The 14,693-nt window shown below is 55.2% G+C and carries 14 protein-coding genes; 8 read left to right on the plus strand and 6 right to left on the minus strand.

Going from position 1 to position 14,693, the window contains the following annotated elements:
- Positions 1-12 precede the first annotated feature (12 nt).
- Positions 13-477, plus strand: a complete 465-nt coding sequence (locus tag JQR86_RS21755; RefSeq protein WP_407363470.1) for a GNAT family N-acetyltransferase — start codon at positions 13-15, stop codon at positions 475-477.
- Here the strand turns inward: JQR86_RS21755 and JQR86_RS21760 are convergent, their stop codons facing one another.
- Together JQR86_RS21760 and JQR86_RS21765 are read right to left on the minus strand one after the other, a co-directional pair.
- A complete protein-coding gene (locus JQR86_RS21760) occupies positions 478-1,311 on the minus strand; it encodes a DMT family transporter (RefSeq protein WP_150346402.1) in 834 nt (277 codons plus the stop codon).
- A 50-nt stretch (positions 1,312-1,361) separates the two neighbouring features.
- A complete protein-coding gene (locus JQR86_RS21765; RefSeq protein WP_289925858.1) occupies positions 1,362-2,273 on the minus strand; it encodes a LysR family transcriptional regulator in 912 nt (303 codons plus the stop codon).
- A gap of 97 nt (positions 2,274-2,370) precedes the next feature.
- On the opposite strand from JQR86_RS21765, the gene JQR86_RS21770 reads away from it, so the two are divergent.
- Positions 2,371-3,156 carry a TSUP family transporter gene (locus JQR86_RS21770; RefSeq protein WP_407363471.1) on the plus strand — a complete coding sequence of 262 codons (786 nt, stop codon included), beginning with the start codon at positions 2,371-2,373 and terminating at the stop codon, positions 3,154-3,156.
- An 8-nt stretch (positions 3,157-3,164) separates the two neighbouring features.
- Here the strand turns inward: JQR86_RS21770 and JQR86_RS21775 are convergent, their stop codons facing one another.
- The 3 genes from JQR86_RS21775 to JQR86_RS21785 all read right to left on the minus strand — a co-directional run bounded on the left by JQR86_RS21775 (position 3,165) and on the right by JQR86_RS21785 (position 4,937).
- Positions 3,165-3,776: a LysE family transporter gene (locus JQR86_RS21775; RefSeq protein WP_010798575.1), complete on the minus strand. Its 612-nt coding sequence runs from the start codon at positions 3,774-3,776 to the stop codon at positions 3,165-3,167.
- A 47-nt stretch (positions 3,777-3,823) separates the two neighbouring features.
- The gene (locus tag JQR86_RS21780; RefSeq protein WP_407363472.1) at positions 3,824-4,633 is read right to left on the minus strand and encodes an AraC family transcriptional regulator; all 810 of its coding nucleotides are present in this window, start codon (positions 4,631-4,633) and stop codon (positions 3,824-3,826) included.
- A gap of 91 nt (positions 4,634-4,724) precedes the next feature.
- On the minus strand, positions 4,725-4,937 hold the full coding sequence (locus JQR86_RS21785) for a DUF3079 domain-containing protein (protein ID WP_434155025.1): 213 nt from the start codon (positions 4,935-4,937) through the stop codon (positions 4,725-4,727).
- Positions 4,938-5,849: 912 nt separating this feature from the next.
- On the opposite strand from JQR86_RS21785, the gene JQR86_RS21790 reads away from it, so the two are divergent.
- Positions 5,850-6,197 carry a DUF805 domain-containing protein gene (locus tag JQR86_RS21790; protein ID WP_407363473.1) on the plus strand — a complete coding sequence of 116 codons (348 nt, stop codon included), beginning with the start codon at positions 5,850-5,852 and terminating at the stop codon, positions 6,195-6,197.
- 356 nt (positions 6,198-6,553) lie between these two features.
- Here the strand turns inward: JQR86_RS21790 and JQR86_RS21795 are convergent, their stop codons facing one another.
- Complete coding sequence (locus JQR86_RS21795) at positions 6,554-6,907, minus strand: DUF4870 family protein (RefSeq protein WP_125889290.1); 354 nt, start codon at positions 6,905-6,907, stop codon at positions 6,554-6,556.
- 527 nt (positions 6,908-7,434) lie between these two features.
- On the opposite strand from JQR86_RS21795, the gene JQR86_RS21800 reads away from it, so the two are divergent.
- Genes JQR86_RS21800 through JQR86_RS21820 form a run of 5 tightly spaced genes read left to right on the plus strand, consistent with a single transcriptional unit; the run spans position 7,435 to position 14,692 of the window.
- Positions 7,435-11,181 (plus strand): nitrate reductase subunit alpha, encoded by a 3,747-nt coding sequence (locus JQR86_RS21800; RefSeq protein WP_434155026.1) that lies wholly within the window; start codon positions 7,435-7,437, stop codon positions 11,179-11,181.
- Positions 11,178-12,710 (plus strand): nitrate reductase subunit beta, encoded by a 1,533-nt coding sequence (gene narH / locus JQR86_RS21805; RefSeq protein ID WP_434155028.1) that lies wholly within the window; start codon positions 11,178-11,180, stop codon positions 12,708-12,710. The genes JQR86_RS21800 and narH overlap by 4 nt, the downstream gene beginning before the upstream one ends.
- Positions 12,711-12,714: 4 nt before the next feature.
- Positions 12,715-13,422 carry a nitrate reductase molybdenum cofactor assembly chaperone gene (narJ, locus tag JQR86_RS21810; protein WP_074825623.1) on the plus strand — a complete coding sequence of 236 codons (708 nt, stop codon included), beginning with the start codon at positions 12,715-12,717 and terminating at the stop codon, positions 13,420-13,422.
- An 11-nt stretch (positions 13,423-13,433) separates the two neighbouring features.
- Entirely contained in the window at positions 13,434-14,138 is a 705-nt protein-coding gene (gene narI, locus JQR86_RS21815; protein WP_010798583.1) for a respiratory nitrate reductase subunit gamma, read from the plus strand.
- The gene (locus JQR86_RS21820) at positions 14,135-14,692 is read left to right on the plus strand and encodes a fused DSP-PTPase phosphatase/NAD kinase-like protein (RefSeq protein WP_010798584.1); all 558 of its coding nucleotides are present in this window, start codon (positions 14,135-14,137) and stop codon (positions 14,690-14,692) included. Before narI ends, JQR86_RS21820 begins: the two co-directional genes overlap by 4 nt.
- Position 14,693 lies beyond the last annotated feature (1 nt).

Below are 14,693 nucleotides of genomic sequence, written 5' to 3' on the forward strand. Positions count from 1 at the left end.
GATCGTCCACGCATGTTAACCGTTCGACGTGCACAACCTGACGATGCCAGCTACCTCCAACGGCTATACAGCCAACTTGTGGACAGTGCGTTCATTACTGTGCTTCCGGCTCGTCTGGAGGAACTTCAACATGATCCTGTCCATGAGCTTTTAGTGGCCGAATATGGCGGCACCGTTATCGCCAGCGCGTTGCTGATCTTCTGCAAGGATGCAATGTTTGGTTTTCAACCGTTTGCGGTGGTAGAGAATGTAATCGTTGACGAGGCGCAACGCGGAACGGGCGTCGGCAGGCAGCTGATCAGGGCCATCGAGCAACGCTGTATCGACAAGGACTGCTCCAAGATCATGTTATTGAGTTCAGCCCACCGGACTCAGGCCCACGCCTTCTTCGAGCGGGCAGGCTTCAAGGGTGACAGCAAGCGCGGCTTCGTCAAATATCGGCGAGACTTGCTGGCATCTGGCTTGCCACCTGACTAGTCAAGCCAGACGCAGAATCATTGCCCCGATAGCCATGACACATACCGCTGCAATTCGACCCCGACTCATGCGCTCTTTCAGAACAAGCACGGAGATGAGCGCCGCAAATATAATCGAGGTCTCTCGCAAGGCAGCGATAACGGCCACAGGCGCCAGGGTCATCGCCCAAAGCGCCAAGCCATAAGAAGCCAATGTTCCAGCTCCCCCTACCAGTCCCACCAGCCATTGAATGCGGAAAAATGATACGAAGGCATGGGCATTGCGCCAAAGCATCCAGACCGTCATAACCGCGCCTGTCAGAAGAAAAATCCATAAGGTATAGGCCAGCGGTGCGCCCGATACTCTGACGCCCGCCCCGTCTACCAACGTATAAGTAGCAATAACCAGGGCGTTAAGTAGCGCCAGACCAACCCCTGCCCCGCGCCTGGATGCACGTTGGCGCGCCATCAATAAGATACCCAGACAAAGCGTGCCGATACCCACCCAGGCCGTCGTGCTCAGATGCGCGCCTAATCCCACCGTGCTGATGACCGCTACCAGCAGCGGCGCCGTTCCCCGCATCAACGGGTATGTCAGGTTCATTTCAGCGACGCGATAAGTCTGTGCCACCAGGTTGTAATACACCACCTGCAGTACAGCAGATGCTCCAATGAAAGCCCAGCTGGGCGCTGCCGGCGGAGGGACAAATGGCAGGATCAAGGCTGCTATCAATGCCGCTGCAGCGGTAATCACTGCAGTGATAAGGATCTTGTCGCTTCCACTTTTGACGATTGCATTCCAAGTGGCATGCAAGGCCGCCGCGAACAAGACGACACCATAAACGGTTACAAGCATCTGTACCTCTGCAGGGTGATTGGGCCTGTTGCACCAACGACTCAACCGCTTCAGGCGTAACGTTCACGCGCGGCGCTTTTGATTGCCTCCAGAAATGCGCGCACTCGCTGGGGCAGCTGGGTACTGGCATAAACGGCATGTATCTGTGGGTCATGCCCGGTTGAGGAAGTCAGTCGATAATGGCTGCATACCCGGACTAAACGTCCCGCCTGCACCGCCGGTTCTGCAAGCCAGTCTGCCAGCCGGCAGATACCAAGACCTTGGACAGCAGCGTTATATAACGCTACGCCTGAACTGAGACGGTAACGGGGCTGGGCCTTGTAACGGACCTGAGCATCGCCCTGCCTGAAATACCAATCCTTGAGAATTCTTGGGGAGGTATGCATCAGCAGGTCATGCTCGACAAGCGCCTCGGGCGCTTCAGGCACGCCACGTATGGCGAGATACGCCGGACTTGCATAGAGGTAACGCCGATAGCTCCACAATGGCGCGCCGATCAGCTCGCTGGGATAGGCAAAGCCACCACGAATAGCAAAATCCAGTTTGTCTGCAATGGGATCATGCGCCGCATCGCTTACCTGTATATCGATGCTGATCTGGGGGTTCCGCCGCCCAAACTCCGCCATGACGCTGGGCAAGAAATCCATCATCAGGCTTTCAGGGGCGGAGCAGCGAATCCACCCTTGCGCCAACGTACCCTGTACCGAGAGTGATTCCTCTGCCTCGGCCTGCAGCGACAGCATCTGCCTGGCGTAGCCATAATACGCCTCCCCCGCCTCGGTCAATCGGACCTGCTTTTGTGAGCGCTGCAAAAGCTCATGCCCCAGCTGTGCCTCAAGGCTCTGTATGGCCCGCGTCACTGTACTGGGAGAGCGTCCCAGCAGGCGCGCCGCACTCACGAAACTATGGCGATCCACTACTGCGCAAAAGGCTTGTAGCTCCCATAACTGAGCCAGTGACATACCGCCTTCCTTGTTGCGATTTCTGCAATACCACATTGCAACACAAAACCCGGCATTGCTCTATCGTATCCGTCTCGCGTCATCAAAGGATGTTGAAATGGATGTAGTGTTAGATCCCACCTTTCTGCTATTACTCGGGCTGGTTGCCTTTGCGGCAGGCTTTATCGATACGCTGGCAGGTGGCGGCGGGCTGATTACCGTGCCTACCCTGATGCTGGCTCAGATCCCACCGGTACAAGCCATTGCAACCAATAAACTCCAGAGCACCTTTGGGGCGCTAATCGCCACATTGACCCTGCTTCGTAAACGCAAGATCGCCTGGGCAGATGTCAAAAAGCCCTTCTTGACCTCCTTTATTGGCGCAGCCGTGGGCGCCGTGGTTATTCAGCGTGTAGATGCCTCCGCTCTTGAAGTCCTGGTGCCTTTCATATTGGGTGGTATTGCGTTGTACTTTCTGCTTGCGCCAGGCGCAGGTACTGTTGAGCGCAAGCCGCGCATGGGGGAGCGGCTGCACCGTCTCCTGGTTGTCCCCCTTATCGGGTTTTACGACGGTTTTTTCGGCCCTGGCACGGGCTCGTTCTTTTCACTCAGCGAGGTAGCCTTACGGGGCCGCGACCTTATTACCGCTACGGCAACTGCCAAGTCCCTTAACCTGGCGAGCAACCTTGCATCCCTTGCAATCTTCATCGTGGGCGGCAAGGTACTTTGGCTGGTAGGTGGCATCATGGCAGTCGGACAGCTTGCGGGTGCCTATCTGGGCTCACTGGCCGTTATCGGTGGCGGTGCCCGACTGATCAGGCCTCTCATCGTAGCCATCTGCTTTGTAATGATTGGCCGTTACCTTTATCAAAACGGTTACCTGTCTTTTATAGCGCATGTATAAGATCGCACTCAGAGACCATGCAGAGCGAGCCCAGCCATGATGAGCAACAGGATTCCGCACAGGGCATGGCTGGCTCTATGCCAGTTTGGCGAGCTGGCACGCCGGAATCCCTCAACAAGCGCTGCCGTCAGAAAGCAGCACAAAATGGAGGCACTCATGACTCCGCTAAAGAACATCGCTGTGTTTGCAATACTGGGAGTGTCGCCTGTTATACCCGACAAGGCGCTTCCCAACGCACCCCAATACACAATGTTTTTTGGATTAGTCAACGAGATGGCAGCACCCGCCATCAAGGCGCCCTGCTGCGGTTGACCTGATTCACCTGTACCGACCGGCAGGCGCCACGCATCCTTGAGACTCTGAACGCCTAGCCAGGCCAGATAAACCGCACAGAGTAGCGTTAGGGGTATGCGAATCGGCTCATGGCCCAGCAGGACTGACAGCCCTACCAACCCTAATACAGCCCACACGGCGTCGCCCAGCAAAGATCCTACCTGAACCATTAGGGCCGGCCTGAAACCATTGGACAAGCCACGACGCAACGTTTCAGCCAGGACAGGCCCGGGCGACAGGCAGAACGCAGCGCCAAACAAAAAGGCCGATAAGAAGATTGTCAGCATATCAGGCGTCTCGAAAAGAAAGGGCGATCAGTATGGGTTGCCCCTGCTCAATAATCTTGAACAGGATTGCAGGACTTGTAGAGGCGTTGATATTGGCCAGGCGGTATTCCATAAGCCGAACGAAAGTGGCGGCTCAAGTGGCTCTGATCAGCAAAGCCAAGCGTATAAGCAACATCCGTGGCGGGCATACCCTGCCGCAGTAGTCCCCGTGCTCGCCGCGTTCTCAGCTGCATGGCCCATTGATGTGGGCTTAACCCCGTTTCCTTTTGAAATGCTCTCAGCAATTGATACTTGGATCGCTGGGTCAAAAGGGCTAGTTCGTCCAAAGTAGGCACTTGCGCCAAGGAGCCGGCAAGACACTCCTGAATACGAAGAACCACCTCTGGCTCGGCTGAATGCGTGGTCAGTGCAACACCACTCAGTTCCGTGATCTCTGCGAGTAACAGGACCAACGCCTGATGAACGTGTGGGTTGCTCATGGAGCTACCTTGTAACGCCATTTGCACCACGCAGGCAAAGCGGTTTGCAATGTCTGGCTGATAGAGCAAAGGACGCTCGAACTCAACTTGATTGACCCCAAGGCTTTGGGCCAGCCAGTCCGCCGATACATAAAGCCCTACGTAGCGCCAGAAGGCTCCCTCATGGGCCCCGCCGCCTTGTATTTGGCCGGGGTTATACAGGGTGATGGATCCCTTGCCGGCATTGAACATCCTGCCATCCAACCAGATGTGCTCCTCGCCTTCCAAATTAACGCCAATTACACACTCATCATGGCTGTGCTTGGCGAATCGGTGACCCGTACCGCTGGCATCCACCAGCTCAACGGGACCTGACCAGGCATGCCGCAGGGTAAGCACGTTTTATAGCCTCTCATCCGATTTGAAGAGACTACAGCTTAAGCCAAACGAACGTACGATAGGTTGATTGGATACCCGCTCGCGTTCGGACCTACTGTTTCAGCTGATGTTCGGGGTTCTCGCTTTCTGCCTGCTCACCCTCGGTTGCATTGAACGTATCCCAGTCCTCACCAAACAGTTCAACCGGATGCATGGTACGGCTGGCGCCATTACCGCAGGCTAACGAGTTTGCAGGACAATACATATCGCACCCCCAACAGATGCGCTCCGGATGCTTAGGCTGCAGAGGAAATTTCTTGGCCATCCGAGACTCCTGAACATATGAGGTGAACCCTTAACGTATCGAAATCTGGATAAACGCTTTTGATCTCGCTCAAGTGTTACGACGATTATAGCGATGTTGATACCCACCCAATGACATAACCCTACTGTGTGATTTGTAGCAGCTTGGCATGCTACGACTGTCTAAGGACTCATCGCACCCAGCGAACAGCCATGCATTTTGTTCGATAGAAGTCGATGCTGACGATGTATCAATGGATTTAAACGTTAAGACAATGGGTTTGCACGAGGGAATGCATACGTGCCCATTTCATAGGCAAACGTGGTTTATCAAATGCAACCACAAACTATGTAGTGATCGTTTTGAGGGCCAGAATTTGGTTATGAGGCCACACGCTAGGAAACCTTTAAAGGTAACGTTAACCCGTTATCATCCCGAACGGTTTGCCAGAATTATTACACAACTGTCTGACTTTTAGTCTGGTTGAGTCGGTAGCATGTACGATAAATCCATGCCTTCCGGTATACCCAACCAAGCAATAGCGGCTATCTCAATGCTCAGGTTGCCAAACCTTAAAGATACGCCAACCATGGCACCTCACTGATTCAATACCTTCGACGTAGCTAAGTGATTGAAAAGCTGAATTTTCCAACTATTACACACTGGTCACCTATCTGGAATGAATGATAGCGCTTTTACTGTAGCGTCAAGTTGACTTCATCTGTAAACTTACCGCCCACCTTGAAGCTATGGACTGGCTTCTGTGAAAGATTATGGATGATCTGGGAAAGATTTCTCTTGCATTGCTTGCTCTCATGGCAAATAGCAGCTCTGTGCAATCATCTATTCTTTTACTGATTCCCTATCCTGAACTTCATTGTTTTTTAGGATGCTGGCGTTTTATGCCTGGCTTGTATAAGGAAGATGTAACACATGGAATGGTATCTCTCGGTAGTCAGTAACTACATTAAGTTTTATGGCCGTGCTCGGCGGAAAGAATATTGGATGTTCGCCCTGTTCAGCGCGATCATTACCGTTATTCTTGCCGTTGTAGATGGAGTAATTGGCTGGGGCCCTTGGTTATGTGGTGTCTATACCCTGGCTATGATTCTTCCAAATGTGGCCGTCACTATCCGACGCCTTCATGATACCAACCGAAGCGGTTGGTGGGCTCTTATCAGTGGCGTTCCAGCAGTAGGCGGAATCATTTTCCTGGTGCTTATGTGCCTGGAAGGAGATCTTGTCGATAACCGCTTCGGGCAGAACCCTAAAAACGTCTAAGCTAATATAGGGTTATGCAATTGAAGTTTTGAAAACCGCTCATTGCGTACCAGATCGGACATGAATTGATCATGTCCGATTATGCTCCATCTACTTTTCTTGATTGCTCGTCAAAAATATTCCCTGCTAAATAACAGGCCCCTCATGCGCAGATAAGAACAGTCTTATCTTCCAGGGTTATTTAATTCACGAGTAGCAACAGTGTTGAAAACGATAGCGCTTACACTAATGGGTGCGTCTTGATAGGCAGGCTTGTTGGTGGTGCGTTTCTATGGGTTGGACGCCAGCCCAGGGTATCGGCGGTAAACATTCAAACCCCAGGCGGCCAGTTAGATATAAGCCGAGATTACGCTTACTTAAACTCCACGACGATTATTGATTGCCGTCAGCCCTTTCACGATTCGATAAATCGTCCAGATTGCCCAGCCAAGCAGCACGAACCATCCGATGATAAGCAGGGTTGAAGCAAACCCCAGTACAAGCCACAGAAGCCCCCACCAGAATGTACGAATCTGATAATCCAGGTGCGAACGAGAAATCGGATCTGCCGTATCTCTGTTGACATAGGCCAGGATAAGTCCAATCAGCGCGGTAACGCCGTTGAAGAAACCTACGATGTACAGAACATAGACGATGCCAGCCATATTCGAATTGCTGACAATCGGCTGCTGCAATGGAGCAGGCTGGACGGTTTGATTGATATCGGTCATGGCTAAGTCCTTTTAATGATCAGGTGAAACGCGCACTCCAAATGCGCCTGTGCACATGATAATACGTTATAGGACATCAAACTACCCTGGCCTCTGTATTAGCAACCTGAAGAGTTGTTCTCGGAACATTTGACGGCCGTATTGAGGCGTTTTGACAAGCGATGGCGTCAGCCGGAATGCTTACCCTTTACCGAAAGGCTGAACCTAAAACGGCAATGTCATTGATCTTGGTCCGGGCTTGACAGTAGCGCATGTACCTTTCGTACGACTCAATGTTCTTTGGCTCCCTATGTGTTCTTTAAACGGTAAATAGACACCCCTAAGCGCAAATAACCACACAAAAAAAGTGTGTAATTACAAGAGCCTAGACGTATCTATCTTCCAACGTCCTCAAGTGCATGCTCGCCACAAAACGTGCCAACTTGCTTCGCTCGACCAATACCGCTTATCGGAATTAAACACTCCTATTCGCGAAGCAAAATAGTCGTTGCTAGGCTCGAAAGGACCGAGACAAGGGAGCCGACGTTTTGAGCCAGTTTGTTGATCGACTACTGTTCTTCAAAAAGTACAAGGGATCTTTCTCGGAAGGTCATGGAGTAACCACTGACGAAAATCGCGCCTGGGAGGACAATTATCGGTCCCGCTGGCAAAGCGAGAAGATTGTGCGATCTACCCATGGCGTCAATTGCACAGGCAGCTGTAGCTGGAAGATCTATGTCAAAAATGGATTGGTGACCTGGGAAACTCAGCAGACCGACTACCCGCGGACCCGTCCTGATCTTCCCAACCATGAGCCGCGTGGCTGTCCTCGTGGCGCCAGTTATTCCTGGTATCTCTACAGCAGCAACCGCATCAAATATCCGATGGTACGCGGTCGCCTTCTTGCGCTTTGGCGCGAAGCACGCAAGACGCTTTCCCCTGTTCAGGCCTGGGAATCCATCCAGAGCGATGCTGCCAAACGGCGGAGTTACCAGGAAGTGCGGGGCTTGGGTGGCTTCGTACGAGTGGATTGGGATGAGATCAACGAGCTTATCGCCGCTGCCAACATTCACACAATCAAGGCCTGGGGGCCTGATCGGGTGGTCGGGTTTTCACCAATTCCCGCCATGTCGATGATCAGCTATGCGGCCGGTACACGCTATCTCAGCCTGATCGGAGGCACGTGCCTGTCCTTTTACGACTGGTACTGCGACCTGCCGCCCTCATCACCTCAGACCTTTGGCGAGCAGACAGACGTTCCGGAAAGCGCAGACTGGTATAACTCTGGCTATCTGCTGCTCTGGGGCTCCAATGTGTCCATGACACGGACGCCCGATGCTCACTTCTACACCGAAGCCCGGTATCGCGGGGCCAAAAGTGTGGTGATCGCGCCAGACTTCATCGAGGTGGCCCGCTTCGCCGACTTGTGGCTACATCCCAAGCAGGGTACCGACGCGGCCCTTGCCCTGGCCATGTGTCATGTAATCCTCAAGGAGTTCTTCGTCGACCGGCAAGTGCCTTACTTTCAGGAGTACGTCCGTCAATACTCAGACCTGCCCTTCCTGATTGTGCTCGAACCTCATCCCGAAGGGCTCGTTGCTGGCCGCATGCTTCGTGCCGCCGACTTTGCCGATAACCTCGGCCAGGACAACAATCCCGACTGGAAACCCGTTGTGATTGACGAAACGACCGACGCTATCGTAGCGCCACAGGGCAGCGCCGGGTTCCGCTGGGGTCAGAAAGGCAAGTGGAATCTGGAACCCAAGGATGGCGCCAGCGGAGCAGAGATCTCCCCGCGCCTAACGCTGCTAGGCGAGGCGACTGCAACCGTTGCTTTCCCCTACTTTGGCAGCGAAGGCAAGTTTGGTCTTACTGACCATGCCCCTATTCAGAAACGCCGGATACCTGTACGTCGTGTGACGCTCAAGGACGGACGCGAGGTCGAAATCACGACTGTGTTCGACCTGATGCTTGGCAGCTATGGCGTCAGTCGCGGACTGGGCGAGGACGGCGCAAGCAGTTTTGACGAAAATATTCCAGGAACGCCCGCCTGGCAGGAGTCGATCACAGGCGTTCCGCGGGATCGTTGCATTGCCATAGCTCGTGGTTTTGCAGCCAATGCCGAAGCGACCCAAGGACGTTCCATGGTGATCCTCGGTGCGGGCTTGAACCACTGGTACAACATGGACATGACCTACCGCGGCATCATGTCGATGCTCATCCTGTGTGGTTGCGTAGGGAAGTCCGGAGGCGGCTGGGCGCATTACGTCGGGCAGGAAAAGCTGCGGCCTCAAGCCGGCTGGCTGCCGGTCGCGTTTGCGACAGACTGGTCGCGTCCCCCACGACAGATGAACGGGACGAGTTTTTTCTATGCCCACACTGATCAGTGGCGCTATGAGCGTATGGAGTTACGCGAGCAGATCTCGCCACTGGCAGATCCCACGGCGTGGCCTGGAACCATGCTCGACTGCAATGTTCGAGCCGAGCGCATGGGGTGGCTGCCCAGTGCGCCGCAGCTCAAGACCAATCCCTTGCACGTGGCGCGTGCCGCACGCGCTTCAGGCCAAGACCCGGCTGCGTACGTGGCCGACGCCCTTCATGCAGGCTCCCTGCAAATGGCCTGCGAAGATCCAGACGCGCCCGAGAATTGGCCACGCAACCTGTTCGTCTGGCGCTCCAATCTGCTCGGCGCTAGCGGCAAAGGTCATGAGTATTTTCTGAAACACCTGTTAGGTGCGCGCAACAATGTACTTAACGAGGAGAGTGATCAGCGGCCGGAAGAAGTGGTTTACCGAGAGCAGGCTCCCGAGGGCAAGCTTGACCTGTTGGTTACCATCGATTTTCGCATGAATACCACCACGCTCTTCAGCGATGTGGTCCTGCCAACTGCCACCTGGTACGAAAAGGCTGACCTCAACACCTCCGACATGCATCCTTTTATCCATCCACTGCAAGCCGCGGTGGACCCGGTTTGGGGCGCACGCACGGATTGGGCCATTTTTCGAGAACTGGCGAATACATTCCAGCGGCTTGCGCCTGGTCAACTGGGCGTTGAGGAAGACGTAGTGCTGACCCCAACCCTGAAAGATACGCCATCCGAACTGTCCCAGCCTTATGGAGGGCAAGACTGGAAGCAGGGAGGAACGGTTGGCATTCCAGGGCGCACCATGCCTGCTATTACCCTGGTTACCCGCGACTATCCCGCGACTTACGACCGCTTTGTCAGCGTGGGTCCCCTGCTTGAGGAACGCGGGAACGGTACCAAGGGCATGGTGTGGGATACGAAGGCGGAGGTGGCACACTTGCGTGACGTCAATCTACCTGACCCCGGCGCAAACAATCGCCCACGCATGCGGTCGGATCTCGACGCGATCGAAACGGTGCTGGCGCTGGCACCCGAAACCAACGGACAGGTAGCCTATAAAGCCTGGCAGGTCCTCTCGGAGGTAACCGGCCGTGATCACACTCACCTGATTGAACGACGTGTCGGTGAAAAGATCGAGTTTCGCGACATCGCTGCCCAGCCTCGCCCCATCTTGACATCACCGGTCTGGTCGGGCATCGAAAGCCATGAGATCTCCTACAACGCTGGCTGGACGAACGTGCACGAGCTGATCCCATGGCGAACACTAACCGGACGCCAACAGCTCTATCAGGACCACCCCTGGATGCGGGATTTCGGCGAAGGCTTCGCCACGTATCGCCCTCCGATCGATACGCGCTCGGCGTCTCTTGAGCTTGCTCAGGCGCATGACAACGGCAATCCGCCGCTTGCCCTCAACCTCCTCACACCTCACCAGAAATGGGGCATCCATAGTACCTATACCGAAAATCTGATCATGCTGACCTTGGCGCGGGGTGGGCCAATCGTCTGGATCAGCGAGCGTGATGCCGCCAAGGCAGACATTGAAGATAACGACTGGATTGAAGCATTCAACCGCAATGGTGCACTGGTCGCACGCGCGGTCGTCAGCCAACGCATACCTGAAGGGGCCGCGTTCATGTACCACGCGGCCGAGCGTACGGCAAATGTGCCGGGCAGCGAGGTTACGCAGAATCGCGGCGGTATACACAACTCCGTCACCCGTGTTGTGCTTAAGCCCACGCATATGATTGGCGGCTATGCCCAACTGTCCTGGGGATTCAACTATTACGGCACCGTTGGATCGAACCGGGACGAGTTTATCGTGCTGCGCAAGATGAGAAACGTCGACTGGCGCGACCGACCGCTGTCCGAAAAGATCGCCGTGATGAAAACCGAAGAGGAATCTCGCGTGGAAGGGCAGCGGACATGAAAGTCAGGGCGCAGATCGGCAAGGTTCTCAATCTCGACAAATGCATTGGCTGCCACACCTGCAGCGTGACCTGTAAACAGGTCTGGACGACCCGCCAGGGTATCGAGTACGCCTGGTGGAACAACGTAGAAAGCAAACCGGGCATTGGCTTTCCTAAGGACTGGGAAAACCAGGAGCGCTGGCGTGGTGGTTGGGTGCTTGGCAAGGGCGGTGAACTGCGACCGAAGACCGGCGGCAAATGGCGGATTCTGTCCAAGATATTTGCCAATCCGGAGCTGCCGGAAATCGATGACTACTACGAGCCGTTCGATTACGAATATTCCTATATTCATGGCGTAGGTGAAAGCGAGGCTGCCCCAACGACTCAGCCGGTTTCGATTGTGACTGGCGAGCGGATGGAAAAGGTTAGCTGGGGGCCCAATTGGGAAGAGTCACTCGGTACCGAGTTTCACAAACGCTCGCAAGACTACAACTTCAAGGAAGTCGAGAAAGCGATCTATGGAGAGTTTGAAAACAGCTTTCTGATGTTTCTCCCTCGTCTATGTGAGCATTGCCTGAACCCTACTTGCGTTGCCGCGTGCCCGTCAGGGGCTATTTATAAGCGCGAAGAAGATGGCATTGTCCTGATCGATCAGGAGAAGTGCCGCGGCTGGCGCATGTGCGTAACCGGGTGCCCTTACAAGAAGGTTTATTACAACTGGCATACGGGCAAGTCCGAGAAGTGCATCTTCTGTTATCCGCGCATCGAGAGCGGTCAGCCGACCGTGTGTTCGGAAACCTGCGTGGGCCGTATTCGCTACCTGGGCGTGATGCTATACGACGCCGACCGGATTCTTGAAGTCGCCTCCCAAACCAATGTTCAGGATTGCTATCAGGCGCAGCTGGACATCTTTCTTGATCCGCACGACCCGGCCGTAATCAAGCAGGCTCGCAAAGACGGCGTGTCGGATAACTGGATCGAGGCGGCCCAGCGCTCGCCCGTTTATAAAATGGCCTGTGAGTGGAAGGTGGCCTTCCCGCTTCACCCTGAATACCGAACCGTTCCGATGGTCTGGTACATCCCTCCCCTGTCGCCGATTCAGGAGGCGGCCGATGCAGGCGCCCTGGCTACCCTTGAAGGCATCCCGGACGTAGATAGCCTGCGTATCCCGGTCCGCTACCTGGCTAACCTGCTGACGGCGGGAAAAGAGGAGCCCATCCGCGACACGCTACGCAAGCTGCTGGCGCTGAGGGCCTACATGCGTCGGCGCAATATCGAAGGGATTGTCGATACCACCGCGCTCGATGCGGTCGGTCTGACAGAGCGACAGGCCGAGGAGATGTACCGCGTAATGGCAATTGCCAACTACGAGGACCGGTTCGTGATCCCGACCTCGCATAAGGAAGTGGCCGAAAATGCTTACGACCAGCGCGGCATTGCCGGCTTCCATTTCGGGCAGATGACTTCCGAAGGGAACAGCCGTTTCATGCTGTGGGGCCAGGACACCCGCAAGACCCGGGGTGAGCGCTTCCCTCTCGACAGGAAGTAACGTGATGATAACGTGCAAGGCACTTGCCGGACTGTTGCTTTACCCCGACCAAGCCCTCATGGAGGCCTTGCCGGATATTCGATATATCCTGAATGACTCACCGCTGCCCGCCACACAACGTGACCAGGTCATCGCTTTTTGCGACCATCTGGCAGCGTCTGATCCTTTACAGGCGCAAGGGAATTATGTGTCGCTGTTTGACGGTGGCTCACGCGCCCTCTCGCTCTATCTATTCGGTCATGTGCACGGCGACTCACGGGATCGGGGCCAGGCCATGGCTAACCTCGTCGAAGATTATCGAGCCGTTGGGCTAGAGCTGTCAGGCGATGAGTTGCCTGATTTTCTACCGGTCTTTCTGGAATACGTTTCGTGTCATGCACCTTCCGACGCCGCCGTCCTGCTCGGTGAGATTGTAGAGATCGTTGCGCTTCTGGCCAGTCGTCTCGAGAAACGCGGAACACCGTATGCTGCAGTGCTGCGCGCTATCGAGGCGTTAGGCTCACGGCCAGCAGACACCGAGGTAGTCGCCTCCAGACTGGCCGAGGGAGAACAAGAGGATACCCCTGAAGCACTGGATGCCCGCTACGAAGAAGCACCTGTCAGCTTCATGGAGCCCGCAGTTGCCGATAGTGCCTGCTCGAACGCAGCCGCCTTGGTTGCACAGTTCGAACGTGATGTGCAGGTTTCACCCATCCGTCTCATAGAACGCTAGAGGTATGCCGCATGAATTGGCTCAACCAGTTCCTGTTCGGGTTTTACCCGTACCTGTGCATGATCTGTTTTTTTCTGGGCAGTTGGGCACGATTTGACCGCAGCCAATTCTCCTGGCGAAGTCAGTCAAGCCAGTTTTTGAGACGCCGCCAATTGGTGTGGGGCAGTAATCTTTTTCACATCAGCATTCTGGGCCTTTTTGTCGGCCATACTGCGGGGTTACTTACGCCGCCTGAGGTCTACCATGCCCTCGGCCTGACCGTGAAAGCCAAGCAGATCCTGGCTATCGTGACGGGTGGTGCGCTCGCCGCCCTCGGCGTAGTGGGCGGAATTTTGTTGATCCATAGGCGCCTGACGGATGCCCGCATTCGCCAGACCAGCAAGCCGACCGATATTTTCATCCTGCTCTTCATCTTCTTCCAACTCTGCCTCGGGATCAGCACGCTGCCCGAATCGTCGCAAAATCTGGACGGCACCTACATGCTGGTGCTTGCCGAGTGGTCTCGCAGCATTCTCTTGTTCCGCCCGGGCTCGGCGCAGCTGGTGGCCGACGTGCCTTGGGTCTATAAGCTGCATCTGGTTTGCGGTATGACGCTGTTCCTTCTTGTGCCTTTTACCCGGCTCGTCCATGTTTGGTCTGCGCCTGTCTGGTACCTGGGCCGCCCTGGATGGCAGATCGTTCGCAAGAACGCCAACATTTCCAAGGAGGGCGTATGACGCCTTTCCAGCGAATGCTCTGGCTGTTATCCGGTGTTCTGTTCATGGAGGCAGCCCTGGCAGCGGGCGCTGCCGATGATGTAGCGCCACAACCGGGGATTGCGCCGTTCGGGGATCAGATTGCCGAGCAGCGATTGCCGCTTTACCACCGTGTTGCGCCGCTGGTGGCTATCGCTGGACCGATTGAGGACGAGGGTGTGGTCGAAGCCAAGCGCGTAGGTTTCGCCATGATTGTGGATCTGAGGCCAGCGGAAGAAATCGCATCCGAAAAACAACATGCGGAATTCGCACGCATCCGCTACGCCAACCTTCCCGTTCAGGACCTGCCGACACAGGAGCAGGTCAAGCAATTTTCGGACTTGCTGGCCGATCGCAGTAACCTACCGCTGTTACTGCACGGAGGAACCACCGACCAGCCCGGTGCCATGTGGGCCTTGTACAGGGCCTCGCTCGGCGTTCCGCCCAACATTGCGCTGGACGACGGCATAACAGCCGGACTACAGCAGAGCACCTCTGCTGTCCGTACCCGGCTCGACGAGCATAAAAAAAAGTAGG

This window comes from Pseudomonas sp. JZ134, from assembly GCF_051027695.1.
In the GTDB taxonomy this organism is placed as follows: Bacteria; Pseudomonadota; Gammaproteobacteria; order Pseudomonadales; family Pseudomonadaceae; genus Chryseomonas; species Chryseomonas luteola.

Coding starts and splice junctions, on each gene's coding strand:
- JQR86_RS21755 (WP_407363470.1), top strand. CDS start 13: ATGTTAACCGTTCGACGTGCACAACCTGACGATGCCAGCTACCTCCAA.
- JQR86_RS21760 (WP_150346402.1), bottom strand. CDS start 1,311: ATGCTTGTAACCGTTTATGGTGTCGTCTTGTTCGCGGCGGCCTTGCAT.
- JQR86_RS21765 (WP_289925858.1), bottom strand. CDS start 2,273: ATGTCACTGGCTCAGTTATGGGAGCTACAAGCCTTTTGCGCAGTAGTG.
- JQR86_RS21770 (WP_407363471.1), top strand. CDS start 2,371: ATGGATGTAGTGTTAGATCCCACCTTTCTGCTATTACTCGGGCTGGTT.
- JQR86_RS21775 (WP_010798575.1), bottom strand. CDS start 3,776: ATGCTGACAATCTTCTTATCGGCCTTTTTGTTTGGCGCTGCGTTCTGC.
- JQR86_RS21785 (WP_434155025.1), bottom strand. CDS start 4,937: ATGGCCAAGAAATTTCCTCTGCAGCCTAAGCATCCGGAGCGCATCTGT.
- JQR86_RS21790 (WP_407363473.1), top strand. CDS start 5,850: ATGGAATGGTATCTCTCGGTAGTCAGTAACTACATTAAGTTTTATGGC.
- JQR86_RS21795 (WP_125889290.1), bottom strand. CDS start 6,907: ATGACCGATATCAATCAAACCGTCCAGCCTGCTCCATTGCAGCAGCCG.
- narH (WP_434155028.1), top strand. CDS start 11,178: ATGAAAGTCAGGGCGCAGATCGGCAAGGTTCTCAATCTCGACAAATGC.
- narJ (WP_074825623.1), top strand. CDS start 12,715: ATGATAACGTGCAAGGCACTTGCCGGACTGTTGCTTTACCCCGACCAA.
- narI (WP_010798583.1), top strand. CDS start 13,434: ATGAATTGGCTCAACCAGTTCCTGTTCGGGTTTTACCCGTACCTGTGC.
- JQR86_RS21820 (WP_010798584.1), top strand. CDS start 14,135: ATGACGCCTTTCCAGCGAATGCTCTGGCTGTTATCCGGTGTTCTGTTC.